Origin of the sequence: Hymenobacter telluris, from assembly GCF_017313265.1 — a bacterium.
In the GTDB taxonomy this organism is placed as follows: Bacteria; Bacteroidota; Bacteroidia; order Cytophagales; family Hymenobacteraceae; genus Hymenobacter; species Hymenobacter telluris.
The window spans coordinates 254,716-281,448 of sequence record NZ_JAFLQZ010000001.1 but is presented as its reverse complement, the minus strand read 5'-3'; the positions used below and the strand labels follow the sequence as shown (position 1 = coordinate 281,448).

17 protein-coding genes are annotated in these 26,733 nt (G+C 57.2%); 7 read left to right on the top strand and 10 right to left on the bottom strand.

All coding sequences use genetic code 11. The features are described from left to right. Nucleotides 1-7 precede the first annotated feature (7 nt). From aroF to J0X19_RS01085, 9 genes are all read right to left on the bottom strand, one after another. Entirely contained in the window at nucleotides 8-1,021 is a 1,014-nt protein-coding gene (gene aroF / locus J0X19_RS01125; protein WP_206980041.1) for a 3-deoxy-7-phosphoheptulonate synthase, read from the bottom strand. 66 nt (nucleotides 1,022-1,087) lie between these two features. Next, complete coding sequence (gene trpA, locus J0X19_RS01120) at nucleotides 1,088-1,864, bottom strand: tryptophan synthase subunit alpha (protein ID WP_206980040.1); 777 nt, start codon at nucleotides 1,862-1,864, stop codon at nucleotides 1,088-1,090. Between the two features lie 101 nt (nucleotides 1,865-1,965). Continuing rightward, on the bottom strand, nucleotides 1,966-3,165 hold the full coding sequence (gene trpB, locus J0X19_RS01115) for a tryptophan synthase subunit beta (protein WP_206980039.1): 1,200 nt from the start codon (nucleotides 3,163-3,165) through the stop codon (nucleotides 1,966-1,968). 109 nt (nucleotides 3,166-3,274) lie between these two features. Further along, nucleotides 3,275-3,913 carry a phosphoribosylanthranilate isomerase gene (locus J0X19_RS01110; RefSeq protein ID WP_206980038.1) on the bottom strand — a complete coding sequence of 213 codons (639 nt, stop codon included), beginning with the start codon at nucleotides 3,911-3,913 and terminating at the stop codon, nucleotides 3,275-3,277. Nucleotides 3,914-3,955: 42 nt separating this feature from the next. Then, complete coding sequence (gene trpC / locus J0X19_RS01105) at nucleotides 3,956-4,771, bottom strand: indole-3-glycerol phosphate synthase TrpC (RefSeq protein WP_206980037.1); 816 nt, start codon at nucleotides 4,769-4,771, stop codon at nucleotides 3,956-3,958. Between the two features lie 147 nt (nucleotides 4,772-4,918). Further along, entirely contained in the window at nucleotides 4,919-5,932 is a 1,014-nt protein-coding gene (gene trpD, locus J0X19_RS01100) for an anthranilate phosphoribosyltransferase (RefSeq protein WP_206980036.1), read from the bottom strand. Between the two features lie 159 nt (nucleotides 5,933-6,091). After that, on the bottom strand, nucleotides 6,092-6,658 hold the full coding sequence (locus tag J0X19_RS01095; RefSeq protein WP_206980035.1) for an anthranilate synthase component II: 567 nt from the start codon (nucleotides 6,656-6,658) through the stop codon (nucleotides 6,092-6,094). Nucleotides 6,659-6,732: 74 nt separating this feature from the next. Further along, the gene (locus J0X19_RS01090) at nucleotides 6,733-8,148 is read right to left on the bottom strand and encodes an anthranilate synthase component I family protein (RefSeq protein WP_206980034.1); all 1,416 of its coding nucleotides are present in this window, start codon (nucleotides 8,146-8,148) and stop codon (nucleotides 6,733-6,735) included. A 323-nt stretch (nucleotides 8,149-8,471) separates the two neighbouring features. Next, on the bottom strand, nucleotides 8,472-9,659 hold the full coding sequence (locus tag J0X19_RS01085; RefSeq protein WP_206980033.1) for an alpha/beta hydrolase-fold protein: 1,188 nt from the start codon (nucleotides 9,657-9,659) through the stop codon (nucleotides 8,472-8,474). A 671-nt stretch (nucleotides 9,660-10,330) separates the two neighbouring features. On the opposite strand from J0X19_RS01085, the gene J0X19_RS01080 reads away from it, so the two are divergent. The 7 genes from J0X19_RS01080 to J0X19_RS01050 all read left to right on the top strand — a co-directional run bounded on the left by J0X19_RS01080 (nucleotide 10,331) and on the right by J0X19_RS01050 (nucleotide 23,626). After that, on the top strand, nucleotides 10,331-12,952 hold the full coding sequence (locus tag J0X19_RS01080; protein WP_206980032.1) for a cellulase family glycosylhydrolase: 2,622 nt from the start codon (nucleotides 10,331-10,333) through the stop codon (nucleotides 12,950-12,952). Nucleotides 12,953-13,010: 58 nt separating this feature from the next. Next, nucleotides 13,011-14,756 (top strand): glycosyl hydrolase 53 family protein, encoded by a 1,746-nt coding sequence (locus tag J0X19_RS01075; RefSeq protein ID WP_206980031.1) that lies wholly within the window; start codon nucleotides 13,011-13,013, stop codon nucleotides 14,754-14,756. A gap of 180 nt (nucleotides 14,757-14,936) precedes the next feature. Further along, nucleotides 14,937-16,037 (top strand): T9SS type A sorting domain-containing protein, encoded by a 1,101-nt coding sequence (locus J0X19_RS01070; protein WP_206980030.1) that lies wholly within the window; start codon nucleotides 14,937-14,939, stop codon nucleotides 16,035-16,037. A gap of 980 nt (nucleotides 16,038-17,017) precedes the next feature. Beyond that, nucleotides 17,018-20,062: a SusC/RagA family TonB-linked outer membrane protein gene (locus J0X19_RS01065; protein ID WP_206980029.1), complete on the top strand. Its 3,045-nt coding sequence runs from the start codon at nucleotides 17,018-17,020 to the stop codon at nucleotides 20,060-20,062. Between the two features lie 19 nt (nucleotides 20,063-20,081). Further along, the gene (locus J0X19_RS01060) at nucleotides 20,082-21,695 is read left to right on the top strand and encodes a RagB/SusD family nutrient uptake outer membrane protein (protein WP_206980028.1); all 1,614 of its coding nucleotides are present in this window, start codon (nucleotides 20,082-20,084) and stop codon (nucleotides 21,693-21,695) included. Nucleotides 21,696-21,792: 97 nt separating this feature from the next. Further along, nucleotides 21,793-22,587 (top strand): SusE domain-containing protein, encoded by a 795-nt coding sequence (locus J0X19_RS01055; protein ID WP_206980027.1) that lies wholly within the window; start codon nucleotides 21,793-21,795, stop codon nucleotides 22,585-22,587. A gap of 190 nt (nucleotides 22,588-22,777) precedes the next feature. After that, the gene (locus tag J0X19_RS01050; protein ID WP_206980026.1) at nucleotides 22,778-23,626 is read left to right on the top strand and encodes an N-acetylglucosamine kinase; all 849 of its coding nucleotides are present in this window, start codon (nucleotides 22,778-22,780) and stop codon (nucleotides 23,624-23,626) included. 257 nt (nucleotides 23,627-23,883) lie between these two features. On the opposite strand, the gene J0X19_RS01045 is transcribed toward J0X19_RS01050, so the two are convergent. After that, a complete protein-coding gene (locus tag J0X19_RS01045; protein ID WP_206980025.1) occupies nucleotides 23,884-26,712 on the bottom strand; it encodes a DUF4961 domain-containing protein in 2,829 nt (942 codons plus the stop codon). Between the last annotated feature and the right edge of the window lie 21 nt (nucleotides 26,713-26,733).

The following is a 26,733-nucleotide window of genomic DNA, read 5'->3' as shown; positions in this document are numbered from 1 at the left end:
AACCACCCTATTCCAACTCCTGGCGCAGGGCGTACACCTTGCGCAGGTTACGAATCAGGCGCGCCGACTCCTCGAAATTCAAGGTTTGGGCGCCGTCGGAAGCAGCTTCTTCGGGCTTCTCGTGCGCTTCGTAGATGATGCCGTCGGCGCCGGCCATCAGGCCCGCCAGGGCCATAGTGGGCACGTACTCCCGAATGCCGATGCCGTGCGAGGGGTCCACGATGACGGGCAAGTGGGTTTTCTCCTTAAGAATGGGCACGGCGTTCAGGTCGAGGGTGTTGCGGCTGGCGGTTTCGAAGGTTCGGATGCCCCGCTCGCACAGAATCAGCTTTTCGTTGCCGCCCGAAAACACGTACTCCGCCGACGACAGCAACTCTTCCAGCGTACCGGAAATACCACGCTTAATCATCACCGGCTTATCTACACCGCCCAGTGCATCGAGCAGGTTAAAGTTCTGGGTGTTGCGCGCGCCCACCTGAAACACGTCCACGTAGTCGTGCATTTCCTCTACCTGCGACACCTGCATCACCTCGGTAATGATTTTGATGCCGCGGGCCCGGGCCATCTGGTGGAACAGCTTCAGCCCATCCATGCCCAGCCCCCGAAACGCATACGGCGACGACCGGGGCTTGAATACGCCGCCCCGCATGATGCGCACGTCGTTATCAAGCAGATGCTGCATCATCAGCTCCATTTGGGCTTCGTTTTCGATGCTGCACGGGCCGGCGGCCAGCGTCAGGTTGCCTTCCCCGATGCGCACTCCCTCGCCGAGGTCAAGCACGGTGGGGCGCACGCGCCATTTGCGGCTCACCAGCTTATAAGGGTCGGATACCCGGTGAATGTCGAGGATGCCGGGCAGTTGGCCGATGGTGCGCAGGTCGAAATCGGCTTTGCCGATGGCCACCAGATAGTGCGCCCGTTGGGTGGTGACGTCGGTGGCTTGGTATTTCAGCGCCTTGATGTGGGCCAGAATATCCGCTTTAGCGGTTTCAGTGATGTGAGGGTCGAGTTGGATAACCATGTGGTGGGGTTTAACTAAAGAACGTCATGCTGAGCTTGTCGAAGCATGACCGTTTTCTTGTCTCAGTTAATTCAAGACGGAAGAAACGAATCGGGCGGCGGCGGCGGGGGCATCATCGGCTCCATCCAGCGCCTTAATCAGGGCCGAACCGATGATGGCGCCTTCCGCGTACTGGCAGGCTTGCTGGAAAGAGGCTTTGTCGGCAATGCCGAACCCGATGAGGCGGGGGTTGCGGAGTTGCATGGCCTCGATGCGCTGGAAATAGGCCTCCTGCACGCCGACCGCCTGGGTGTTGGCGCCACCCGTAGTACCGGGCCCGGATACCAGATACAGAAACGAATCCGTCAGCTCGTCGATGCGGCGGATGCGGGCTTCGGCGGTTTGCGGCGTAATCAGAAACACCGGTTTCAGGTTGTACCGCCGAAACGTTTCCTGGTACTCGTCCACGTAGTCATCGAGCGGCAAATCGGGCAGAATCACGCCATCCACGCCCGCGGCGGCAGCTTCGCGGCAGAAGTTTTCCACCCCAAACTGCATCACCGGGTTTAGGTAGCCCATCAGTAAAATTGGCGTTTCGGGCACTTCCTGGCGGATGTCTTTCAGCTGCGTGAATAGCACGCGCATGTTCATGCCGTTCTGCAAGGCCACCGTACTGCTCTGCTGAATCACCGGGCCATCAGCCAGCGGGTCGGAAAAGGGCATCCCGATTTCGATGAGGTCGGCGCCGGCCTTCGACAGGGCTTTCAACATCGGCACCGTGGAGTCGAGGGCGGGGTAGCCTGCCGTGAAGTAGATATTGAGCAGCTTGCCTTCCTTTTCGAAGGCTTGTTGAATACGATTCATGAGGTGTTTCTCGCAGAGGCTCGCAGAGGGTTACGCAGAGGTTCGCGGAGGTCGTTCTTCTGCGAACCTCTGCGTAACCCTCTGCGGACCTCTGCGAGAAATTAGTGAATAGTGTCGGCGTATTTCATGTACGTTTCCAGGTCTTTGTCGCCGCGGCCGGAGAGGTTGATAACCACCACGTCGTCGGGGCCGGCGCCGAGCTGCCCGAGGGCTGCCAGCGCGTGTGCGGTTTCCAGGGCCGGAATGATGCCTTCCAGCCGGCTGCATTCCGCCACGGCACGTAGCGCCTGCTCGTCCTCAATCGAAATGAACTGCGCCCGACCTTCCGCCGCCAGATACGCATGCAACGGCCCAATACCCGGATAATCCAGCCCCGCCGACAGGGAATAGGGCTCGGTAATCTGGCCGTCTTCGTCCTGCATGAGCAAGGTGCGCGAACCGTGAATGATGCCCGGCTTGCCCAGCACCGATGTGGCCGCCGAATGCCCTGAGGTGATGCCGTGCCCGGCCGCTTCCACCGCCACCAGCTTCACCGAAGGCTCGTCGAGGAAGTGGTAGAACGCGCCGGCCGCATTGGAGCCGCCACCCACGCAGGCCACCACGTACTGCGGCAGCTCGGAGCCGGTTTTTTCCAGCAGCTGCTTGCGCATTTCCTCACTGATGATGGCCTGTAGGCGCGCCACCAAATCGGGGTATGGGTGCGGGCCCACCACCGAGCCGATGATGTAGTGCGTGTCAACGGGGTTGGAAATCCAGTCCCGGATGGCTTCGTTGGTGGCGTCTTTCAGGGTTTGGCTGCCGCTGGTGGCGGGGCGCACTTCGGCCCCGAGCAGGCGCATGCGCTCCACATTGGGCCGCTGCCGCTCCATATCCACTGAGCCCATATACACGATGCACTCCATCCCCATCAGGGCGCACACGGTGGCCGTGGCTACGCCGTGCTGGCCGGCCCCGGTTTCGGCAATAATGCGGGTTTTGCCGAGCCGCTGGGCCAGCAGAATCTGCCCCACCGTGTTGTTGACTTTGTGCGCACCGGTGTGGCACAGGTCTTCGCGCTTCAGGAAAATGCGCGTGTTGTACTTCTTAGACAACCGCTTGGCCTCAAACAGCGGCGTGGGCCGCCCTACAAAATCGCGCAGGAGCTGCTGATACTCGCGCTGAAACTCGGGGTCGGCGAGGATGGTGAGGTAGGTGGAGCGCAGCTCTTCCACGTTGGGATAGAGCATTTCGGGGATGAAGGCACCGCCGAATTGGCCGTAGTAGCCGCGAGCAGTGGGTTCTTTATAGGTGGTAGGAGTCATAACTCGCAGGGTTTCGCAGGGTAAGGCGCAGAGTTTCGCAGGGTTTTGTATCCGTCAGTGCACTGCGCAACCCTGCGCCTTACCCTGCGAAACCCTGCGAGAACCTACGTCAGGTTCGTAAACTAGTAAACATCTGTTTCAACAGTCCGGCATCTTTTACGCCGGGCTCAATTTCAAAGCGGCTGTTCAGGTCCAGGGCAAACAAGCCCGGCAGGCGCAGGTTCCGCAACGCCTCTGCTTCCTTTAGGCCAAGGCCGCCCGCCAGGAAATACGGTACCGGTAAGTCGTAAGTGGCCAGCAAGTTCCAGTTGAAGGTGGTGCCGTTGCCGCCAGGCTGCGCGCCTTTGGTGTCGAAAAGAAAGTAATCAACGTGGCCTACGTACGGTTGCAGCACCTCGAAATTGAACTCCTCCCCCACCGAAAACGCCTTGATAACCGATACGCCAGCGGCTTGCAGCCGGGCGCATTCGGTGGGCGTTTCCTGCCCGTGGAGTTGCACCAAGTCCAGCCCGAATTCCACTACTCGCGCCAGCACCGTGTCCACGGTTTCATTCACGAACACGCCTACCTTCCGAATTCCGGCTGGCAGCGCGGCCAAATCCACTTGGCTTAGCTGGGTGCCCACGTAGCGGCTGGACTTCGGATAGAAGATAAACCCCAGAAAGTCGGGTTGCAGGGCCGCCACGGCCGCCAGATTTTCCGGCAGCCGCATTCCGCAGACTTTCAAATAGGGAGTTACTGGGTTCATGACTAGGCTGAGCAAACGGTGACTTTGGCGCTACAATTCGCTTTATAACAACGTTATGGCTTCGGTGGTACGGAGCTGCTGCACGAGGGCAGCACAGGCTTTTTCGGGGCGGCTATGGCGCATGAATGTTTCGCCGATGAGGAACCCACGGTACCCGACGGCGCGCAACGCCTCAATGTCGGTGGCGGAGCTTAGGCCGCTTTCCGTCACTTTCACGTAGTCGGTGGGGATGCGCTGGGCCAGCTCGCCGGACGTATCGAGGCTGACGGAGAAGTCGTGGAGGTTGCGGTTGTTGACGCCGACGAGGCTCACGGCATCAGGGTGCAGCGTCTTGTCCAGTTCCTCGGCGTTGTGGATTTCGAGGAGCACTTCCAGGCCCAGGCTTTTGGCAAAACGACCCAAGCGCAGCACTTCTTCGCCCGTCAGCACGGCCGCAATGAGCAGCACGGCGTCGGCCCCGATGCTCTTGGCTTCCAGAATCTGGTACTCGTCTACCACGAAATCCTTGCGCAGAATCGGGCAGAAATTATAGCGCCGCGCTACGGTCAGGTCTTCGTTCTTACCGCCAAAAAACTCACTATCCGTCAGCACCGACAGGGCGGAAGCACCCGCCTGCATGTAGCCGAGCGTGGTGCGTTCCACTGGCGCGTGGGCATTGATAACACCCTTGCTCGGCGACTTGCGCTTGAACTCGGCAATGATGCCGCTGAGGTCGTCGCGCAGCAGGTATTGCCGCAGGCTGAGCGGCTGCGCATCCATGTACAGGCTCTTTTCCAGCAGTTTCACGGGCACCAGCGCCTGGCGGTCCAGCACTTCCTGGCGCTTATGGGTGATGATTTTATCGAGGATGGTGGGCATTTCAGTTTAGGTGTACCGCCAGACGTTTGCCGGGGCAGTGAGTGAACAGGTATTGATAGTTTGTCATTACGAGTGAAGCAAGGAATCTGAGTTGAACCAGTGAACGGCCTTACTCAGATTCCTCACTCCGTTCGGAATGACAGTTACTTACACAGACACGGCTTTGCTGGGCGTAGCGGCCAGCAACTGCCGCAGCGCCGTCCGGGCCCGCCCGGAATCCAACGATTCCTGGGCAGCGGCCAGGGCTTCGGCAAAACCAAAACCGGGTTCCAGGCACCGGATGGCCAGGGCAGCATTGGCGGTTACTACGTCGCGCTGGGGGCGGGTGGCTTTGCCTTCCAGCACATTCAGGAACAGTTGGGCCGATTCGGTAGGTGTGCGGCCGCCGGCTAATTCCTGGGGTGTAGTAGCGGCCAGTTTAAAATCGGCGGCCGTTACCAATTGCTCGCCTTCGGGGGTGGCTAGCTTGGCCGCGCCGGTGAGCGAAAGTTCGTCGTAGCCATCGAGGGCGTGCACCACGGTGTAGCAAGCCGAAGTTTGTTGCAGCAGGTAATGGTAAAGGCGCAGCAGCTCCAAACTAAACGTGCCGGCCACCTGGTAGCGGGGCCGGGCCGGATTCACGAGCGGCCCCAGAATATTGAAGAAGGTGCGCACGCCCAACTCGCGGCGCACGGGTCCGGCGTGGCGCATGGCCGGGTGAAACGAGGGCGCGTGCAGAAAGCAAATGTTGGCCTGCTCCAACTGCCGCTTCAGCACGTCGTTGCTGGCCGCAAAGTCAACCCCCAATTGCGCCAACACATCCGAAGAGCCGCATACCGACGACACCCCGATGTTGCCGTGCTTGGTCACCTTATAGCCTGCGCCCGCCACCACAAAGCAAGCCAACGTGCTGATATTGAGCGTGTCCTTGCCGTCGCCGCCGGTGCCTACTATATCCACCGTGTCGTGGGTGCCTAGCTCCGGGTCGCGGCTGAGGCTGAGCAGCGCCTCCCGGAAACCGGCTAGTTCGGGCACTGAGATGGGCCGCATCCGGTACACGGCCATAAAGGCGGCCATTTCTGCCGGATTGGCCTCGCCCTGCCCGATTTGCAGCATAGCCTCCCGCGCCTCGGCATGAGAGAGTAGCTGTTGCTCGAATAGGATATTAAGTAATTGCTTCACAGGTGCTTATTTTCGCTGATTAAGCCGACTTTTTATTTATGAATCCTGTCATGCTGAGCTGGCCGAAGCATCTCTACCGAAGCAGTATTCAATATTACCTTGGCAACGAAGCGGTAGAGATGCTTCGGCCAGCTCAGCATGACGCTCTTAGTTACTCGGCTAGGCCAGCCAGTTGCGCAGCATTTGGTGGCCATGCTCCGTTAGGATAGACTCGGGGTGGAACTGCACTCCGCGCACGTCATAGGTGCGGTGGCGGAAGGCCAGCACCTGGCCGTTGGCATCGAGGGCAGTTACTTCCAGCTCAGCTGGCACCGACTCAGGGCGCACGCTCCAGGAGTGGTAGCGGCCCACCTGAAACTGCACGGGCAGGCCGTTGAACAGCCGGTCTTCGGCAGTTACATCGGCCTGGGTAGCAATGCCGTGCAGCACATCGGGCAGGTTATACAGTTCGCCACCGAAGCTCTCTGCCAGCCCCTGATGGCCCAGGCACACCCCCAGAATACGCTTGGTGGGCGCATAGCGGCGAATGATTTCCGGCATTAGCCCCGCCTCGGAAGGCAAGCCCGGCCCCGGCGACAAAAGCACGGCATCGTAGGCTTCTACGTCGTCAACGGTCAGCTTATCGTTGCGGATAACGGTGGTATCATCGCCGTGGCCTAGCTCCCGCAACACCTGCACGAGGTTGTAGGTGAAGGAGTCGTAATTATCAAGAACGAGGATTTTCATGGGGTGTGGGTATTAGGCAATAGGGCTCAGACTGTAGGGTCTGGTTTTTTCGCGGGAGGTTGCAGCCCAACCGGCTATACTGCTTCGGCCTCTTTCAAAGCTTTGCGCAAAGCGGCTAGTTTGTGGTGCACCTCGTTTAGCTCGGAATTGATGTCGGAAGCAGCTACCACGCCGGCGCCGGCCTGGTAGTACAACTGGTTGGCACTGCTCAAGAACGAACGAATCATGATGGCGTGGTTGAAGTCGCCGTTGAAGCCGAGGTGACCGATGGCACCGCCGTAGTAGCCGCGGGCAGTGGGTTCCAGCTCGTCGATGAGCTGCATAGCGCGGTGCTTGGGAGCCCCGGAAAGCGTGCCGGCCGGGAATGTGTCGGCTACCACTTGCAACGGGCTGGCCGACGGGGCCAAGGTGGCATTTACCTCGCTCACCAAGTGAATGACGTGCGAGTAGAACTGAATTTCGCGGAAGGTTTTCACGCGCACGTTGTCGGCGTGGCGGGCCAGGTCGTTGCGGGCCAGGTCCACGAGCATGGTGTGCTCGGCGTTTTCCTTGGGGTCGTCGGCTAGCTTCTGGGCCAAGGCAGCATCTTCGGCGTCGTGGCCGGTGCGGCGGAAGGTGCCGGCAATCGGGAACAGGCTGGCTTCGCGCCCCTTGATGAGCAGTTGGGTTTCGGGCGAGGAGCCGAAGATTTTGAAGTTGCCGTAGTCAAAATAGAACAGGTACGGCGACGGGTTGATGGAGCGCAACGCCCGGTACACGTTGAACTCGTCGCCGGTGAAGCCCTGCTGAAAGCGGCGCGACAGCACAATCTGAAATACGTTGCCGTGGCGGCAATGCTGCTGCCCCGCGGCCAGCACTTTCAGAAATTCCTCATCGGTCTGGTTGGTCGTTTCCTCTCCTACGGCCGTGAATTTGTAGTCGGGCAACGACGGATTCCGCACCAAATTCACCAGCCGCGTCAGGCCTTCGGGGTCGGTTTCTTCGCCGGCCAGCGTGTGCTCGAACACGTACAGCTCATTGCGGAAATGATTGACGGCAATAACGTAGCGGTACGTGCCGTACAGGATGCTCGGAATCTGACCGGCGGCCTGCTTGCTGGCGTTCAGCTCCAAATCCTCGAAGTACTGCACGCCCTCGTAGCCAATATAGCCGAACAAGCCCCCCGTAATAAAGTCGTGGCCGGTGGGCTCGGTTTCGAAGCAGCCGGCAAACTCCTGCAAGCGGGTCAGGGCCAACCGGGGCTCCGTTAGGGTCTCGGTTTCGGTGGTATCGTCGGGGAAGGTGAGCTTCAACTCATTGCCGCTCAGCTCGAACCGAGCCAGTGGGTCGAAGGCGAGGTAGCTGAAGGCGTTTTGCTGGCCGTGGTAGTCGGAGCTTTCCAGCAACAGGCAGTTCGGATACCGGTCGCGCAGGCGCAGGTACAGGCCTACAGGCGTGATGGTGTCGGCAAGGGCGCGGAGGAAGCGAGTATGGAGCTTGAACTGTTTCATGGGAGGCGTGTCGGGAGAAGCTGAGCGCCGGGCAATAAAAAAGCCCGGCGAGGCGGCCGGGCTTTCTGTAGAGTCGTTGCGGAGAGGAGTTTCAAGAGCCTTAACGCACGCACAGGATGTCCCGTCCGGAATTTCCGAGGGGCCACCACCAGCCTTGCTGCATCATTGAAACGGTCATTGCCAGGAGTCGTTTAGGGCGTTGAGTGGCACAAAGGTACGGCAGACATTTTATCGAGCAAGCAAAATGTTGGTTTTCTTGTTGAAGCAATGGCAATAATCCAGGCATGTAGTTGCTATAATAGCAAAGCCAGTTACGCATTTCGCTATTTCCTGCTTTTCACCCTCTCCTCTGCCGGTGCCGACAGCCAACGATAGGCCGCTGGAAACTCACGCCGCCAGAACCACTCAGAATGCTGCCCATCGGTGCGCGGGTTGAAGCTCAGGTTGGCGGCCGGTATGCCACCGCGCAGCAGTGCATCGTGCACGGTTTGCATGAAGGGCACCATACTTTGGCCTTCGGTGGTGCCACACACAAAATAAAAGCGCGTATCAGGGTTGGCGGGGTGGCGGCGCATGTATTCCATCAAGGAATCCTTAGCAAACCAGAATGCCGGCGAAAACACGCCTACTTTGCTGTACACCATGGGGTACTTCAGGGCGGCGTAAGTGGAAATGAGGCCGCCCATGCTGCTGCCGGCAATGCCCGTAAACTCGCGGCCGGTGAGGGTGCGGTAGTTGGCGTCGATGTAGGGCTTGAGGGTTTGCACCAGAAAGTCCACGTACTGGTCGCCCTGGCCGCCGCCGAGCTTGAGGTTGCGCCAGGGCGAAAGTTCGTTGAGCCGTTCGGTGCCGCCGTGGTCTACGGCCACCACAATGGAGCCGGTAGCATCGAGGCCCTGCTTTTGTAGCTCGCTCAGCGTTTCATCTACGTCCCACTCGCCGGCAAAGCTGGTGCAGGCATCAAACACGTTCTGGCCGTCGTGCATGTAGAGCACGGGGTAGCGTTTGGCGGCGCTGGCGGCGTAGTCGTTGGGCAGGTACACCCAGATGCGGCGAGTACGTTTGAGCTGCGGTATGTTGAACGTGGTGCTGATTATCTGCACGTTGGGTTGCAGGGCGGTGCTTTCACAGGGCTTGTTGCTGCCGCCGAAATCCTGCCAGTTCTCTACCTGCATTTCCACTATGGCCCGGCCGCTACCCACAGTGAAGCGGTGGTTCTCGATGCCCTCGTGTTTCGCATTAGTTTCCGCCGAAGCCCAGGTGCCGCGCGTGATTTTGTATTCGACAGGACCTTTCACCGTAGGGGGCAATATGAATTGATAGGTGCCATCGGGGCGGCGGGTAAAAGCGTAGGCGGTACTGCCCGGGTCCCGGTTGTTGAAAGAGCCTGCTATATACAGCACAGCATCGGCCGGCGTAGTGGCTGGCACCCGCACTATACTAATCGTGGTTTGCGCCGATAAGCGCTCCGCCCATATTAACAGCCCAACCAGCAACAACAGGATACGCATAGAAGTTAAGTGAGTTAAGAAGAGTTCGGAAGGTAGGCGCTAAAAAGCTAGTTCCCCTCTTTCAAATTCTGCGCATTAAAGAGGTGTGGGTTATGGGTGATTAATTAGAACCAGGAAATAGAGCTAGTTGTCGTTCTAACGATTTTACCACCCCGGCCTCTAGCCACCCTTCCTTAAAAAAGGAGGGGAACCGGCTTGCTAGCTCACAGTCTCTGCTCCTGCCACACGGCTACGCTACCGGGCTCCAGTTATTTGGTGCCGACTACCAGCTTTGCGCCTGAGCGGTTCAGCAGGATCAAGCGTTGCTGTCGATGCTTGATTTTTAGTACTTATCCGGAAGGAAATAGTGATTTTTTTTGAGCTGCAAAAATGAACATACTGCTTACAAAACGCAAACGAATGCGTAAAAGCAAGCCACTGCATTGTTGGGGGTGCACCCCCTTCTGCGAAATCAGAAAAGCACATAAAACTGTCTTGCTATCTAAATTCCAGAAGCCTTTCCTTTGTTTCGTATCCTAAATGGAAGGCAGGTTAGGCAACTGAATTTGTGGCTTGCGGAATTCTCTAGTTTTAAGTGGATTAATGCAAACGTTTGTCTGTAGTAGCTTTAAGGGCTACCTTTCAGCCCGTTTTCACAAAACGACGGCAGATTTTCATCTAATTACCACTTCATGCTTACCCGTTTACTCACGCTTTTCGTTGCCCTTGCTTGCTGCGCTACTCTTCCCACAGCAACCAGAGCGCAGACCACTCCTGCACATCCCAAAGGCGACGTTTTTGTGGACAAGCAGGGCGTGTTGCGCTGGCAGCAGGGTAAAAAGGAAGTGGCGCTGTTCGGCGTGAACTATACCATGCCGTTTGCCTACTCCTACCGGGCACACCAAGGCTATAACAAGCTGTCAGGAATATTGCACGAGCAGGCCATCCGGGAGGATGTGTACCACCTTTCGCGGCTGGGGGTGGATGCGTTTCGGGTGCACGTCTGGGACGTGGAAATAACGGATACGCTGGGCAATTTGCAGCAGAACGAGCACCTGAAACTGCTTGATTTTCTGGTGGCCGAGCTCAAGCAGCGCGGCATCAAAATCATCCTGACACCCATTGCCTACTGGAACAACGGCTACCCCGAGCCCGACACCGGCACGGGCTTTTCCAGCATCTACTCGAAAACCCAGGCCTACACCAACCCGCGTGCCATTCTGGCGCAGGAGAAGTACCTGACGCAGTTCCTCAACCACCGCAACCCTTACACCAAGCAGCTTATTCGCGAAGACCAGGACATTATTGCCTTTGAGGTGTGCAACGAGCCGCGCTACCACAAGCCCGAGGCGCAGGTAACCAGCTTTGCCAACCGCATGGCCGAGGCCATTCGGGCCACGGGCTGCCGCAAGCCGGTGTTCTACAACGTGTCGGAAAACCCCGACGTGTACGAGGCCATCCTGAATGCCAAGGTGGACGGCCTAACGTTCCAATGGTACCCGCAGGGCTTGGTGGCCGGGCACGAGCTGCGCGGCAATTTCCTGCCCTTCGTGGACCAGTACCCGATTCCGTTCCGTACCGATAAGCGCTTCACCAGCAAGGCCCGTATGATTTACGAGTTCGAGTCGGCCGATATTATTCAGCCGGTGATGTACCCGTTTATGGCGCGCAGCTTCCGCGAGGCCGGCTTTCAGTGGGCCACCCAGTTTGCCTACGACCCGATGTCCATTGCGTACGCCAACACCGAGTACCAGACCCACTACCTGAACTTGGCCTACACGCCGGCCAAGGCCCTCAGCTTGCTGATTGCCTCGAAAGTGTTCCATCAGGTGAAGCGCGGACAGTCGTTCGGGCGCTACCCGCAGGATTCGGTGTTTGGCGCGTTTCGGGTAAGCTACCGGCAGCAGCTGAGTGAGATGAACACGCCGGAGGAGTTCTACTACACCGCCAACACCAGCACCCAGCCCAGGCAACCCGCCAAGTTGCAGCACCTGGCCGGCGTGGGCTCGTCGCCGGTGGTGCGCTACGGTGGCACCGGCGCCTATTTCCTGGATAAGCTGGCCCCCGGCGTGTGGCGCCTGGAGGTGATGCCCGATGCCGTTCCTGTTAAGGACCCGTTTGAAAAAGCCTCGCTCAGCAAGCCCGTTACCCTGATTTTTTGGAACGAGCAGCCACTGCAAATAACGCTGCCCGACGTCGGTCCTGGCTTTTCGCTGCGCCCCCTAGATGATATTTGGGGCACCCGGGTTCAAACCACCGATGGCCGTACCACTGTGAAGCCGGGGGTGTACGTGCTGGCCGCTAACGGCAAATCCACGGATGCTTTCATACCCCGTACTCCTTTCAACGGCGGCGAATTACGGGATTTCCACGCGCCAAGATTGGTCGATTTTCCTGAAGGAATTTTGCAGCAGATACGCCACACGCCGCCAGTTCAGGCCGCAGTAGGGCAGCCGCTACGCATCACTGCTACTATCACCAACCTTGACCCACAGGACAGTGTGTATCTGGTGGCCCAGCACTACTACGGCCGTACCCTTACGCTGCCCACAACCAGCCCCAAATACGCCACCGTGGAAGCCACTGTGCCTGCCGAGTTGCTGTACGCTGGTGAATTGCGCTATTGGTTTGTGGTGCGCAAAGGCATACACAAGTACCCTATTACGTTCCCAGGCGGCTTCCCCGGCCAGCCCCGCGACTGGAACTACTACCACCCCGAGCACTATGCCACTCCCATTGTAGCCCCGAGTGCTCCGCTCCCGCTGTTCCAGGCCCGCTACGACCAGGAACGGGTAGAGGCCCGCGGCCTGGCCAGCACCGCCTGGACCGACTACGTTACCACCCCGGCCGGCGACCTGGCCTTGCGCCTCGTGCAAGGTGCGCCCCGCGTTGGTCAGTCGCAGCCCGCTGCTACGGTGGGGCCGGCGGCCGTTTTGCGCGCCTATTTTGCTGATAAGCTGGTGGGCCGTACTACGGATTTAGCGGGTTTCAAGGAAGTGGTAGTAAAAGGCCGCGCCAGTGAGGCTACTACCGTAAAAGTGGTACTCACAACCAAAGACGCCACTGCCTACTCCGCTACGGTGCAGCTAGGGCCCGAAGTGCAAACCCAACGGATTCCGTTGTCGGCGTTCCAGGCTGATGCGCTGCTGTTGGTACCTCGCCCCTACCCTGGTTTCTTGCCGCTCACGTATAAGCCTAACGCTCAACCCGCTCTGCGCCTCCCCGAAGCCGAAGTACTGCAAGTGGTATTCGATGCACCAGCTCCTGCCACGGGTCAGCGCCACCTCGACCTCGAATCGGTTTCGTTGCAGTAAGCAGCCGCGCCACTTGCTTCTCTCGTTCTTATCTACTCCTAAAAATACCCACCGTCCCATGAAAAAAATTCTACAGCTTATTGGCTTGGTTGCGGCCTTATGCAGCGGGCCTGTGGCGAAGGCCCAAACGCCAGTTTTCGCCAAAGGAGCTGATGTTGGCTGGGTTACGGAGATGGAAGCGGCCGGCTACCAGTTCTACAACAACGCCGGCACGCAGCAGGATTTGTTTCAGATTCTGCGCGGCAAGGATATGAACACCATCCGGCTGCGGGTGTGGGTGAACCCCACGGGCGGCTGGAACGGCAAAGCCGACGTGGTAGCCAAAGCCATCCGGGCCCGCAACGCCGGTTTCCGCCTCCTGATTGACTTCCACTACAGCGACTCCTGGGCCGACCCTGGTCAGCAAACCAAGCCCGCGGCCTGGCAGAACCTGACCTTCGCGCAGCTGAAAACCGCCCTCTACAACCACACCTACGACGTCCTCGACTCGCTCAAGGACAACAATATTGTACCGGAGTGGGTGCAGGTTGGCAACGAAACCAACGACGGCATGCTGTGGCCCGACGGCCGGGCTTCCACCAACATGGCCAATTTCGCACAGCTGGTAGACCAAGGATATGCGGCCGTGAAAGCCGTGAATCCCACCAGCAAGGTGATTGTGCACATCTCCAACGGCTTCAACAACAACTTGTTCCGCTACATCTTCGATGGGTTGCGCAACAACGCGGCCCGCTGGGATGTCATGGGCATGTCGCTTTACCCCACGGCCGTCAACTGGCCGACCCTTACGGCGCAGTGCCTCACCAACATGAACGACATGGTGACGCGCTACCCTGGCAAGGAGGTGATGGTAGTGGAAACCGGCATGCCGGTTGGCGCCGTCATTCCCACCCAGCAAATGCTGCTCGACCTCATGGCCAAAGTACAGTCGGTGCCCGGCAACAAAGGCTTGGGCGTATTGTACTGGGAACCGCAGGCTTACAACTGGCGCGGCTACGGCCTGGGGGCCTGGAGCGGCAACGGCCAACCCACAGCCGCGCTGGACGCTTTTCTGAATACGCCGCCAGCCCGGGGCCTGGTGTATAATCCCGGCTTCGAGTACACGGGCCCTACCCAGCAGCCCTTGGGCTGGACCACTACCACGTCTACCAGCGACGACAACGCCGATTTCACCCAGAACTATGGCCAGGCCAGCCTGTATCAGCTGACCCATTCCAAGGCTACTGCTTATCAGGTGCGCACGTCACAGGTGGTAACCAACCTGCCCAACGGCACCTATACCTTGCGGGCCTGGGCGCAGAGCAGCGGCGGCCAGAACGTGTGCGAGCTATATGCCAACGGCTTCGGCGGTGCTGAGCGCACCACGGCCATTCCCGCCGACCCCAACTGGGTGCAGGTGCAGATAACCGGCATCAACGTCACGAACGGGCAGTGCGAAATTGGGCTGCGCTCCAATGCCAACGCGGGCAATACCTGCGGCCTCGACGATGTGGAACTGGTTCCAACTCAGGTAATGGCTACAACTGGCCCCGCCGCCCACGCTGGCTCCAGCGCCTCTGTCTTCCCAAATCCTGCCCACCGAAACTTCACCGTAGAATACGCGCTACCCCAAGACGAAACCGTCCAGATTTCGCTGCATACCCTTACCGGGCAGCTAGTGCAGATGCTACGTACGCCGCGCCTTGTACGCAAAGGCCTTCTGCAAGAGTCATTTGTTGTCCCAGCCGCACTAACTCCGGGAGTATACCTTCTGAAAATAGTACATGGTGATGCCACTATTTTGAAGAGAATTTCTTTGCTTTAGTAGGCTTACAGCGTATCTAAATTTCAAAAAGTGAGTACTTACGTTACGACAACGTTTGTACTTTCGTCTTTGCCTTAGTGATTCAACAAACTCCCACCGGTTTCTACCCTGTAAGGGCAAGTTGTCTTGGCGATAGGCGCACAGTGCTTTTCTTCTATTATCCCCAAAACTCCCTCTTTTATGAAAAAACTTTTTACTCTTGCTGCAATTGGCGCGTTAGCTGCAACGTCGCTCAATGCAAACGCGCAATTCACAGTGGACGGCACGGCTTCCGCTGCTGAAATTGGTACTGGTATTGGCAAATACCAGTTGGCGGCTAGCTACACCAATACTCACTCTGAGGCCGATAGAGGCCTGAAGGCGCTGTATGTGGGCTACACTGCTACCACACTCAATGTGCTGGTAACTGGCTCCGCGGAATCAGCTTCGGGCAACTACCGTGCGCTTATCCTGTACCTGAACACGCCAGGCCGGACAGGCGCTCCGGCTGGGGTGCAGCTTGCCGGTGGCAGTGATGCACCGTCGCCGCTCAAGCACCGCCCTACGCTGGACATGCAGGTTGATTACGGGTTCCGAGCCTCGGTAGGCCCAACTTCGGCTACCAGTTCGGATGTATATTTCAGCCGCGTATCGTACGTGACTGGCACTAGCGTAGCTGTTGGCAACGACACGTATATTGGACAGGGCAGCAAAGCTGGCGCAGTAGTTACCGCACCAAGTACCCTCGACCTGGCGGGCAGCAAATTCGCGTACTTGAACACGGCCACCCTCACGGCCAATACCAACAATGCCGGCTGGGAAATCGAGATTCCCCTCTCCACACTGGGCACGGGCGTAACCGTTGGTAGCCGCTTGGATATGTTCGTAGCCTTCACCGATGGTGATGGGGTATTTACAACGGATATTATTCCTCAAGTGGCTGGTCGCACCACGGTATTCGGAGCTGACCCGAACTTCACTACTATTGCCGGCACCCAGTCGTTGGCTTACGTTATTGGCACGGGTGTTCTGAGCAGCCGCAATCCGGTAGCCGCCGAACTTGGCTTCCAGGTGTATCCTAACCCCGCCCAAGCCGCAACCACTGTTGCTTATAAAGTAAACGGTCAGCAGAATGTATCGTTGGCCGTTTATAACTCTATGGGTCAGCTGGTACGCTCCCTCGCCAACGAACAACAGGCTGGCAACAAGCAGTACACCCTCAGCAACTTAGCTGCTGGCTCCTACTTGGTGAAGTTGAAAGTTGGGGACCAGGCTACCAGCCAGAAAGTTATTGTCGAGTAGCGCCATTCCATTTCTAATCAGCTATGCGGCCAGGCAACTAATATGTCTGGCCGCATAACTAGGCCACCGCAGCTTCAATCAGGAGGCGCCCCGCTTGTCTTCCCGCATATACGAAGCGCCGGATTGCCAGCAATACTCCGCTGCGGCACATATTACTGGTAACGAAATATCAGCACCCCCTCTTTTACGTTGAAAAAAAATAATTGTATTTTTTCTTTCCCAACGAGCAGAACGCTGTTTATTCAGCACGTTTGGAATGCAACTATTTATTGCTTTTTGGCTGCTACACAGCCTCTATTGCAAGTGAGTAACGGGTGAAAAATCATGCCGTAACAGGGTTTAGATTTGCTGTTTTTTGCGGATTTACCAAGAGCGTACCTACCCACAACAAGGGGGTTTTATTCTGCTCCTCTTGGATTTCGATTGTTGCTGCCACTTTATAATTCAGCACATATACCCTCTAAAAACAGGCCAATTAGCTAAGTAAATGTTTATTTCTATGGTTTTGAGCCCCCTGTTTCAAGGCTTTGCTATCTAACTTACCTACAGCATTCATACCGAGTCTATAATCCTGAACTTATCAGCACTGACACAGTGCGAGTTCATATTCTGCACAGCAGACACTGAAAAGCTGTAATCAAATTTGGAGCAGCCTGTACTGCCACCTCTGCTAGTAAATAAATACTGTAGCCGTTCTCCAGGCATCATTAGGCCAAGCTTTGCTTACGAAAGCGAAATTTCGCAATAAAGTGGAATTAGTGCTATTCCTATAGAGCAACCGCAAACGTTTCCGATGTCCGCATGAAACAAGTAACTTGCGTGTCCATTTACCGGGTTACTGTTGCAAAAACATGATTGTAGAAGTCTTACCTGAAGTTGCCTGACGTTTGTCAAGGCGGCTTGATTACGTGCGCGCCGCCGCACAAATTCCCACTCCGGCCAAGCCGGAAAAACCCATTTCCATTCTTAACATTTTTCCAATGAAACACCCCTACCTGGCAAAACTATTGTTTTTGCTATTGTTTGTGTGTGCCGGTTTCACGGGCGCTTTCGCCCAAACTGGCTCCGTAAGTGGCCGCGTCGTCGATGAGAAGGGCGAAGGACTGCCCGGCGTTACCACTCTCATTGAAGGCACCACGCTTGGCAATTCAACCAACATGGATGGCACCTTCTCTATTCAGAATATTCCAGCGGGTCCGCACGTGCTGGTAATATCCTACGTCGGCTTCACCACTACCCGTCAGCCCTTTACCACGGTAAGCGGCCAAAACGCAGCGCTGGGCAACGTTACCCTGAACGAGAATACCACTCTGCTCAATGAAGCCGTAGTAATCGGGTACGGTACGCAGCGGCGGCAGGACGTAACCGGCTCTTTGACCACGGTATCGTCGAAAGATTTCGTGCAAGGCCAGGTTACCAACCCAGAGCAATTGATTCAGGGCAAAGTAGCTGGTGTGCAAATCACCACCGGCGGTGGCCAGCCCGGTGCCGCTACTACCATCCGTATCCGGGGGGGCTCGTCGCTCAACGCCAGCAACGACCCACTCATTGTAATTGATGGTGTGCCCGTTGATAACGCGGCGGTTCGTGGCTCGGCTAACCCGCTCAGCCTCATCAACCCCAATGACATCGAAACCTACACCGTTCTGAAAGATGCCTCGGCTACTGCCATTTACGGGTCGCGCGCTTCCAACGGGGTTATCCTGATTACCACCAAAAAAGGGGTATCAGGCGAGAAATTAACGGTAGGTGTGAACTCGCAGACTTCCCTTTCGCGTCGCTACAACTCAGTGGATGTGTTGTCGGCCGATGAGTTCCGCGCAACCGTAGGCCGGATTGCCCCTAGCAAAACCAGCCTGCTTGGCTCGGCCAACACCAACTGGCAGGACGAAATTTTCCGGTCGGCCATGAGCTACGACAACACCGTGAGCTTGACTGGTGCGGTAGGTAAACTGCCGTTCCGGGCATCGTATGGCAACTTGTCGCAGCAGGGTTTGCTGCTCACCAACCGCCTCATCCGGAACACTGGCTCGCTGAGCTTGAACCCCGTGCTGCTCAACAACACCTTGCGCGTAAACCTGAACGTGAAAGGCTCGTGGATCGACAACAACTTTGCTGACGCCGGCGCTATTGGCTCTGCTCTGGCCTTCGACCCAACCCAGCCGGTATTCAACAACAACGAAGCTCTGAACGGCGGCTACTTCGAGTACCTGCAAAGCGCAGGTGGCGTACCGCAGCAGAACGTACCCCGCAACCCGCTGGCCCTGCTCAACCTGGTGCGCGACCGTAGCACGGTAAAGCGCAGCATCGGTAACCTTCAGCTCGATTACGCTCTGCCGTTCCTCACCGATCTGCACGCCAACGTGAACGTGGGCTACGACATCACGCGTAGCAATGGCTCCAAGTTTGTTGATGCCAACGCTGCCAGCGCCTACTTCAACGTTCCTCTCGATCCTAGAAACACCACCTCCCGCGGTGGCTCGTTCAATCAGTACGCACAAAATAGCGACAACAAGCTGTTGGAAACGTATTTGAACTATACCAAGCAGTTGGGCACGGCTACCCGTCTGGAATTGCTGGCTGGTTATTCGTACCAGGATTTCCAGCGTGAAGAACCTGCTTACGCTACTTTCCTGGCTGATGGCTCGTTGTTCCGGGCTGCTGCTGCCAACCCATTCTACACGCAGTACACCATTCTCTCGTACTACGGCCGCGCCAACCTCACGCTCAAAGACCGGTATATCTTCACCGGTACACTGCGTAACGACGCTTCTTCGCGCTTCTCCCCCGACAACCGCAACGCCCTGTTCCCGGCTGGCTCGTTTGCCTGGCGCCTCAAGGAAGAGTCTTTCCTGAAAGACAACTCCACTTTCTCGGACCTGAAACTGCGCGTAGGCTACGGCATCACCGGCCAGCAGGACGTAGTAGCCGCTGCCGGTAGCGACTATCCTTACATTCAGCGCTATGCGCTGAACGTGCCAACCGCTCAGTACAGCTACTTTAACCGCACTTCGGGTGCTTATGAGTATTACTCGCCTTACTCGCCCCAGGGCTTCAACCGCAACCTGAAGTGGGAACAAACTACCACCTATAACGCTGGTATCGACTTCGGTTTCCTGGATGGCAAGCTCAACGGCTCGGTGGATGCTTACTACCGTAAGACCAAAGATCTGCTGGCTGTTATTCCAATTCCGCTGCTCACCAACTACACCAACCAGCTCGTATCCAACGTAGGCTCGCTGGAGAACAAGGGTATTGAAGTGAACCTAAACGCCAGCCCAATTCAAGGGGAGCGTTTCAAGTGGGATTTGAATGCCAACGGCACCTACAATATCAATAAAGTACTGTCGCTGGGCCGTCAGGCTCCTGGCTTCGCAGGCATCGAAAACACGGGCATTTCGGGTGGTACCGGCACCAACATCGGTATCTACAGCATCGGCGCACCTTCGTCGGCGTTCTATGTATACAAGCAGGTATACGACGAGAACGGTAAGCCTTTGCAGGATGTGTACGCTGATGTCAACGGCGACGGTCTTGTGAACAACAACGACCGCACGCTCTTCAAGCAGTCGGCTCCTAAAGTCATTCTTGGCTTCAGCTCCAACATGTCGTACGACAAGTTCAACCTGAGCTTCACGCTGCGTAGCCTACTCGGCAACTACGTGTACAACAACGTAAATTCGGGCAACGGTAACTATCAGGGTATCAACGGTTCGACCAACTTTGTTTCCAACGTAACGACCGACGCCAACTTCACTGGTTTCTCGAACACCACGCAGGAGCGCTACTCGTCCAACTACTACATCCAGAACGGTTCTTTCCTACGTATGGAAAACGTAACACTGGGCTACAACGTGGGCAGCATCTTCCAAGACAAAGGCACGCTGCGGCTGACGTTTGCTGTACAGAATGCTTTCCTGGCAACCAAGTACACCGGCCTCGACCCCGAGATTTTCAACGGTGTTGACAACAACGTATATCCTCGGCCGCGCACCTTCTCTTTCGGCCTCAACATAGGCCTGTAAAAGTCCCATCTTTAGTTATATGAAAAAGAAGAACATTACGGGCCGTATGCTGGCCCTAGCATTGGTTTCTTCGTCGTTGGCGGCCACTACTTCCTGCACCGACGACCTGGACCGTGTTCCTAAATACGACCTCAGCACGGCTACCGTGTACAAAGACCGGGCGGGCTACGAAGCAGTAGCCGCTAAGGTATACAGTGGTTTCGCCGTAACGGGCGGCCAGGGCCCCGATGCTACTACCGGTGACATCCAGGGTATCGACCAAGGTACTTCCGACTATATCCGTCAGTTGTGGAGCGCCCAGGAACTCACCACCGACGAAGCGGTAATCCAGTGGGGTGACCCTGGCGTGCAGGACTGGCACCTGATGAACTGGACTCCGAGCGGGGTGCTGATCCGGGGCCTTTACAGCCGTATTCTGTACGAAGTAACGCTGTGCAACGGCTTCCTGGCCGAAGCTACCGACGCCAAACTCAGTGAGCGGGGCATTACCGGCGCCGATGCTGATGCAGTGAAAGCCTACCGGGCCGAGGTGCGCTTCCTGCGGGCTTTGTCGTACTACCACGCGCTGGACTTGTACGGCAACGTACCTTTCGCTACTGAAAACGACGAAATTGGGGGCACTACACCACCCCGGCAAACCAACCGCGCCGAGCTATTTGCCTACATCGAGTCGGAGCTGAAAGCCATTGACGGCGAACTACTGGCTCCCGGCCAGAACCGCTACGGTCGTGCCGACCAAGCTGCCGCCTGGACCTTGCTGGCCAAGCTGTATCTGAATGCCCAGGTGTACACGGGTACGGCTCGCTACAACGACTGCGCCACCTACGCCAAGCGTATCATCGATAATGGTTTCTATTCTCTGACGCCACAGTATGCCAACCTGTTCCGGACCAACAACAACACCAGCCGGGAAATTATCTTCCCGATTGTGTACGATGGCAAGAACACCCAAACCTATGGTGGCACTACCTTCCTGACGCACGCGGCTGTGGCTGGCACCGCCGATGCCAACTGGAACCCGGCGCGCTACGGCATCAACGGTGGCTGGGGCGGTATCCGCACCACGTCTAGCCTGTGGCGCCAGTTCCCGGATACGGCTGCTGACACCCGTGGCAAGTTTGTAACGGGTGGCCAGACGCTGGAAATTGCTTCCTTGACTACGTTCTCGAATGGCTACGTGCCTATCAAGTTCAAGAACGTTTCTTCGACGGGTGTAACTGGCACCGACCTGACTTTTGTGGACACCGACTTCCCGATGTTCCGTTTGGCTGACGTGTACCTGATGTACGCCGAAGCAGCACTGCGGGGCGGCGGCGACCAGAACCTGGCGCTGACCTACGTGAACTTGGTACGCACGCGCGCCTTCAAAAACACCCCGGCTGGCAACATCACCGCTGCGCAACTTACGCTGGACTTCCTACTCAACGAACGTTCCCGCGAGTTGTTCTGGGAAGCTACCCGCCGCACCGACCTTATCCGGTACGGCCGCTTCACCACGTCGGCTTACCTGTGGCCCTGGAAAGGTGGGGTAGCAGCCGGCCGTGCCGTAGACAACTCCCGCAACCTGTTCCCGATTCCGGTTGCCGACATCAGCGTTAACCCGAACCTGGTACAGAACCCCGGTTACAACTAACAGAGAGTGAGTAGCTGCCTTTCCGGGTTGCCGTTGAGCTAATCGGAAGGGCAGCTCAATTTTCTTGATTCCCACCTTCCCAACAGATTTTTTAGTCATGAAAAAGTGGTTCACTCAGGCTGCCGCGGGTTTGTTCGCGCTGGCTGCCATCACGCTGACGTCTTGCGATAAAGACGAGGATCAGGTAACCCTGACGCCTGCCAACCTGCCTACGCTTAGCGCTTCTACCAACACGGTAGTATTGCAGCAGGCCAACAGCGCCCAAACGGCCGTCACCTACACCTGGACCCCGGTTTCGTCTTTCAACTGGCAGAATACCGACAATCCATACGCACCAACCGTGAGCTACGTGCTCCAGGTTTCTACGCCGGATAACAGCTTTGGGGCTCCGGCTTCAATTCCGGCTGGTAACGGCCCTACCACCGCCGTAACAGTAGAACAGCTTAACACGGCTCTTACCACTATTGGCGTAACGCCCGGAACAGCTACTCCCGTTCAGGTGCGCCTGGCTACCGTAATCAACTCTGGTAGCAACAATTCTTTCACTTCGGCCCCCGTAGCACTTACTGCAACTGGTTACACAGTATGCTTGCCCCCAAACTCTGACCGGTGGTCTATCATTGGTCCTGCCGGCGTTGATTGGAACACAGACGTTCCACTCACCTACAACTGCGACTCGAGAACCTATAAAGTGACGCGCGTCCTGAATGCCGGTGAATTTAAATTTCGCCTCAACAACGACTGGGGCACCAACTACGGATCCAACACCGCCCGCAATGCCAGCGGTACTGGTCCGTTGAACTCCGGTGGCAACAACATTACGGTGCCAACGACCGGCACCTATACAATTACGCTGAACCTGGCTACCATGACTTACACGTTGAGTCAGTAAACGGTTACGAGTAAACTTCTTGAAAAAGGCCACTGCTTCGTAGTGGCCTTTTTTATGCTATGCTTCGTAGCAGCACTGTCTGCCGACTATAGTTGCGAAAGTGCGCACATCCTGTACTTTCGCGCAGCATCCTCTTCAGCTTCTCTAGAGTAAAGCTGGTTGTTTGTCTCACCCTTTTCTTCCCACGCTCATGATTCTAATTGCCGACGGCGGCTCGACTAAAACCAACTGGTGCCAACTTGATGGAACCGGAAACCGGGTGTTTTTTAATACCGAAGGGTACAACCCCGATTTTGTAGGCACCGAAACCATTGCGGCGTCGCTCGATAAAAATCTGCCTGATACGCTCCCGCGTGAGGAAGTAACGCAAGTATATTACTATGGTGCGGGCGTATCGAATGCGGAGAAGGCCGAACGGGTAGCCGCGGCCATGCGCCAAGTTTTTCCGAACTGCAAAGCCCAAGTGGCCGAAGACCTGCTGGCCGCAGCTCACGCCTTACTCGGCGACAAGCCCGGCTTTGCGGCCATCCTGGGTACTGGCACCAACTCCTGCCTTTACGACGGCGAAAAAATCACGTATAACGTGGATTCATTGGGCTACTTCCTCGGCGACGAAGGTTCAGGCTCGTTTATTGGCAAGCGCCTGCTGCGCGACTATCTGCGCGGTTTGCTACCTGATGGCTTGCAGGAAATCTTCAAGCAGGAATTCAACCTCACCCGCGAAGACGTTATCGACCGGCTTTACAACCAGCCGCTGCCGAACCGCTTTCTGGCCAGCTTCGCCAAGTTCGCCTACGACCACAACAACATCAGCTACTGCCGCGAAATTGTGCTGCAAGGCTTCGAAACCTTCTTCGACAACCTGGTAGTGCATTATCCCGACTACCAGCAGTACACTTTCAACTGCATCGGCTCGGTGGGCTACAACTTCCGCGACGCGCTGGCCCAGGCGGCCCGCAACCACGGTATGGAAGTCGGCAAAATCATCCGCTCCCCTATCGACGACCTGGTATCGTACCACGAAAGCAAGCTGGCTTAGTGCTTAGTGCTTAGTGCTTAGTAGGCTACTTTGCTCTGATATTGATTGTTAAAGAAAAGGCCCAATTCCTGATGGAATTGGGCCTTTTTGTATTTACAGCCTTTGTCTGAACGATGTAGAGACGCGACACTTCGCGTCTCGGCGTCTGCGCCATTTGGATAACCAGGGTAAACAACCTCAGCAACACTGAGACGCGAAGTGTCGCGTCTCTACATCGTTCGGGTAATGACTATTGCCAGTTTTCTAAGCACTAAAACTTAGTGCTGCACGACCAAGCGGGTGGTTTGGGTGAGCGGGCCGGCATTCAGGCGAATGAGATACACGCCGTTGGCTAGGTCCCGGACAGGCAGATTCAGTTCGTGCTGGCCGGTGGCCTGGCGCGTACCCACCTTGATGGTCCGTAGCGTGCTACCCAATAGGTTTTGCACGGTAACTGTAACGGTGGCCGGCGCGGTTAGCTCGTAGTGGAGCAAGGCGGTAGTGCTGCTGGGGTTGGGCGCGGCCGTGAGGCGCAGGGCGTCTGTGGCACGAGCCTTTGTGCCTAGCACGGTGCTTTTCTTGATGAGGCGCGAGGTATATACAGCGTATTGGCCGGGCTGCAACGTAAGCGGAGCCGTAGCATTAGCTACCGTGATACTGTCGCCGGTGAGGTAGTTGTACCACTTGCCGGTGCGCTGGAATTCGGGGTTGATGGGCTGAGCTACCACGTCGAAGTTGCCGATGACCGTCACGCTCAGGTTCGGGTCGGTGAGGTGGATGGACTTGGTGGCACCACCTACTTGCTGGGTGAACGTACCGGTTTTGAACACCGGCTGGGTTTTGCGCAACGCAATCAGCTCGCGGTACACGTTGAACAGTTTGCGGCGGTTAGCCTCCTGGTAATAGTTCCAGCGGATGGGCTTCTGGCCGGTCCGGCCGTTGAAGTTGATGTCCACATCATAGCCCACTTCCCCGAATTGCCACACCATTTTCGGGCCGGGCACCGTGAAGAAGAAGGCCGCCGCCGCTTCCTGCCGGGCCAGCGCGGTAGCCTGGTTGCGCACATCGTAGGCTGGCGCGCCCGCCTGGTTGCCGAAGGTGATGTTCTTGTACATCGTCCGCTCCTCGTCGTGGCTTTCCATGTAGGTAACCAGGTGCGGGAACTGCCAGTTACGGGCGCCAAAGTAGCCGCTGCTGAAGTTGGAATTGGTGTTGTAGCCCATTGAAGCCTCGTTGTAGGGGCCGTTCGAATTTCCCCAAATCATGAGGCCGGCGTTGGCCAGCACGGTTTCCTCGCTGTTGTCGGCAAAGTGCTCCAGAATGGGGTACAGCGTTGGGCTAACGGAAACCAGGTGGTTGTAGTAGTCCAGCCAGATGTTGATGCGCGACTGGTCGTAGGCGGCCATCAGGGCTTCATTGGAACCGGAATTGAATTGGGTGAAGCCCTTGCTTAGATCAAACCGGTAGCCATCAATGCGGTATTCCTGCAACCAGAACGTCATCACCTGCTTGCTGAAATATTTGGTAAACGGACTTTCGTGGTTGAAGTCGTAGCACACGTTGTAGGGGTGCGTGGCAGTGCGGTTGAACCACGGCGACGTGGTGGACGGGTTGCCGTTGTCGAAGTACATCTGCACCATCGGGCTCTGGCCGCAGCTGTGGTTTAGCACCATGTCGAGCACCACGGCCATACCGCGGCGGTGGGCTTCGTCGATGAAGTTTTTCAGGGCGTCCTTGGTGCCGTAGTACTTATCGGGGGCGAAGTAGAACGAGGGGTTGTAGCCCCAGGAGTCGTTGCCTTCAAACTCATTCACCGGCATCAGCTCGATGCAGTTCACGCCCAGGCGCTGGAGGTAGCCCAGCGTATCGCGCAGGGTTTGGTAGTCGTGGCGGGCAATGAAGTCGCGCAGGTGCAGCTCGTACACCACTAAATCGGTGCGCGCCGGCTTCTGGAAGTTATTTACCTGCCACTGATAGGGCGTCTGGTTGGTTTGCAACACCGATACAATGCCCGTGGTGCCAGCGGGATACGCGCGCAGGTTGGGGTAGGTAATGGCCGGAATAAATCGGTCGTTGCTGGGGTCCAGCACCTTCTCGCAGTACGGGTCGGCTACGCGCAGGGCGCCGTCGATTTCGTACTGGTAGGCATACTCCTGGCCCGGCGTGAGGCCATTGATTTGCACCCACCAGCGGCCATTGGCGGCGTCGGTATCGGCGGTGCGGTTCATGAAGCCGGCACTGGTTTGCTGCCAGTTGTTGAATTCGCCGAGGACGTACACAAACTGCTTGTTGGGCGCCGTAAGGCTCAGAATAACGGAAGTACCGCCGTTCAGGTAGGTGATGCCGTCCTTTTTAGCCCCAGCTGGTAAGGCCGCCACATTTACGGTGGGCCGCACCAGCACAATCAAAGAGTCCGATACGGTGGTTGTGCCGCTCACGGCCGTGAAGCGTACCACGTTGCGGCCAGCCTGCGTGAGCGTAACCGGCGTGCTGAGCGTGGTAGCGGAAGCTTGCTGCGCTACCTGGGTGCCGTTGAGCCGAAACGTAAGCTGCGCGGCCGTCGAGGCCTCACCCGTTACGTTGACCGTAGCACCCGGCGCCACTACCTGCGTTGCGCCGCCCGCGGCGGGCGTTACAATGCGGGCACCCAAGCCCCCTTGAAATACATCCACAAAAATGTCGCTGCCGTTGGGGCCGCGGCCGACGGTACTGCCATCGGCATTCTTGAAAATCATGGCCAGCTTCAGCATCTGCTCGGTGGCCGGCACTCCGTAAAACGTGCGGGGCGTGAACGTGATGCGGTAGAGGTTGGGGTTGGTGGCGTCGCGCGTCATCAGAGCGGCCGGGTCGGCGGTACCGAACGACGGGCTTTTCACGTATTTCCAGTCGGAAGGTGAGGTGCTGAGGTTGGTGATAACGCCGGTCCAGATGTATACCGGGCCCGTGAAATTGGCCAGCGCGGCGTTGCCCTGGCTGGCATCGAAGGTGAGCGTGACAGGGGTGTTGTCTTGAAAGAAGGTGGGCTGGGCCGTGACAACTTGGGCCTGCGCCAGCCACGGGGTGAGCAGTAATAGCCAAAGGCTACCTAAAAGTCGAAGTGCTTTCATGAAAAAAAGTGAGTGGGAATT

Coding starts and splice junctions, on each gene's coding strand:
- aroF (WP_206980041.1), bottom strand. CDS start 1,021: ATGGTTATCCAACTCGACCCTCACATCACTGAAACCGCTAAAGCGGAT.
- trpA (WP_206980040.1), bottom strand. CDS start 1,864: ATGAATCGTATTCAACAAGCCTTCGAAAAGGAAGGCAAGCTGCTCAAT.
- trpB (WP_206980039.1), bottom strand. CDS start 3,165: ATGACTCCTACCACCTATAAAGAACCCACTGCTCGCGGCTACTACGGC.
- J0X19_RS01110 (WP_206980038.1), bottom strand. CDS start 3,913: ATGAACCCAGTAACTCCCTATTTGAAAGTCTGCGGAATGCGGCTGCCG.
- trpC (WP_206980037.1), bottom strand. CDS start 4,771: ATGCCCACCATCCTCGATAAAATCATCACCCATAAGCGCCAGGAAGTG.
- J0X19_RS01095 (WP_206980035.1), bottom strand. CDS start 6,658: ATGAAAATCCTCGTTCTTGATAATTACGACTCCTTCACCTACAACCTC.
- J0X19_RS01090 (WP_206980034.1), bottom strand. CDS start 8,148: ATGAAACAGTTCAAGCTCCATACTCGCTTCCTCCGCGCCCTTGCCGAC.
- J0X19_RS01085 (WP_206980033.1), bottom strand. CDS start 9,659: ATGCGTATCCTGTTGTTGCTGGTTGGGCTGTTAATATGGGCGGAGCGC.
- J0X19_RS01080 (WP_206980032.1), top strand. CDS start 10,331: ATGCTTACCCGTTTACTCACGCTTTTCGTTGCCCTTGCTTGCTGCGCT.
- J0X19_RS01075 (WP_206980031.1), top strand. CDS start 13,011: ATGAAAAAAATTCTACAGCTTATTGGCTTGGTTGCGGCCTTATGCAGC.
- J0X19_RS01070 (WP_206980030.1), top strand. CDS start 14,937: ATGAAAAAACTTTTTACTCTTGCTGCAATTGGCGCGTTAGCTGCAACG.
- J0X19_RS01065 (WP_206980029.1), top strand. CDS start 17,018: ATGAAACACCCCTACCTGGCAAAACTATTGTTTTTGCTATTGTTTGTG.
- J0X19_RS01060 (WP_206980028.1), top strand. CDS start 20,082: ATGAAAAAGAAGAACATTACGGGCCGTATGCTGGCCCTAGCATTGGTT.
- J0X19_RS01055 (WP_206980027.1), top strand. CDS start 21,793: ATGAAAAAGTGGTTCACTCAGGCTGCCGCGGGTTTGTTCGCGCTGGCT.
- J0X19_RS01050 (WP_206980026.1), top strand. CDS start 22,778: ATGATTCTAATTGCCGACGGCGGCTCGACTAAAACCAACTGGTGCCAA.
- J0X19_RS01045 (WP_206980025.1), bottom strand. CDS start 26,712: ATGAAAGCACTTCGACTTTTAGGTAGCCTTTGGCTATTACTGCTCACC.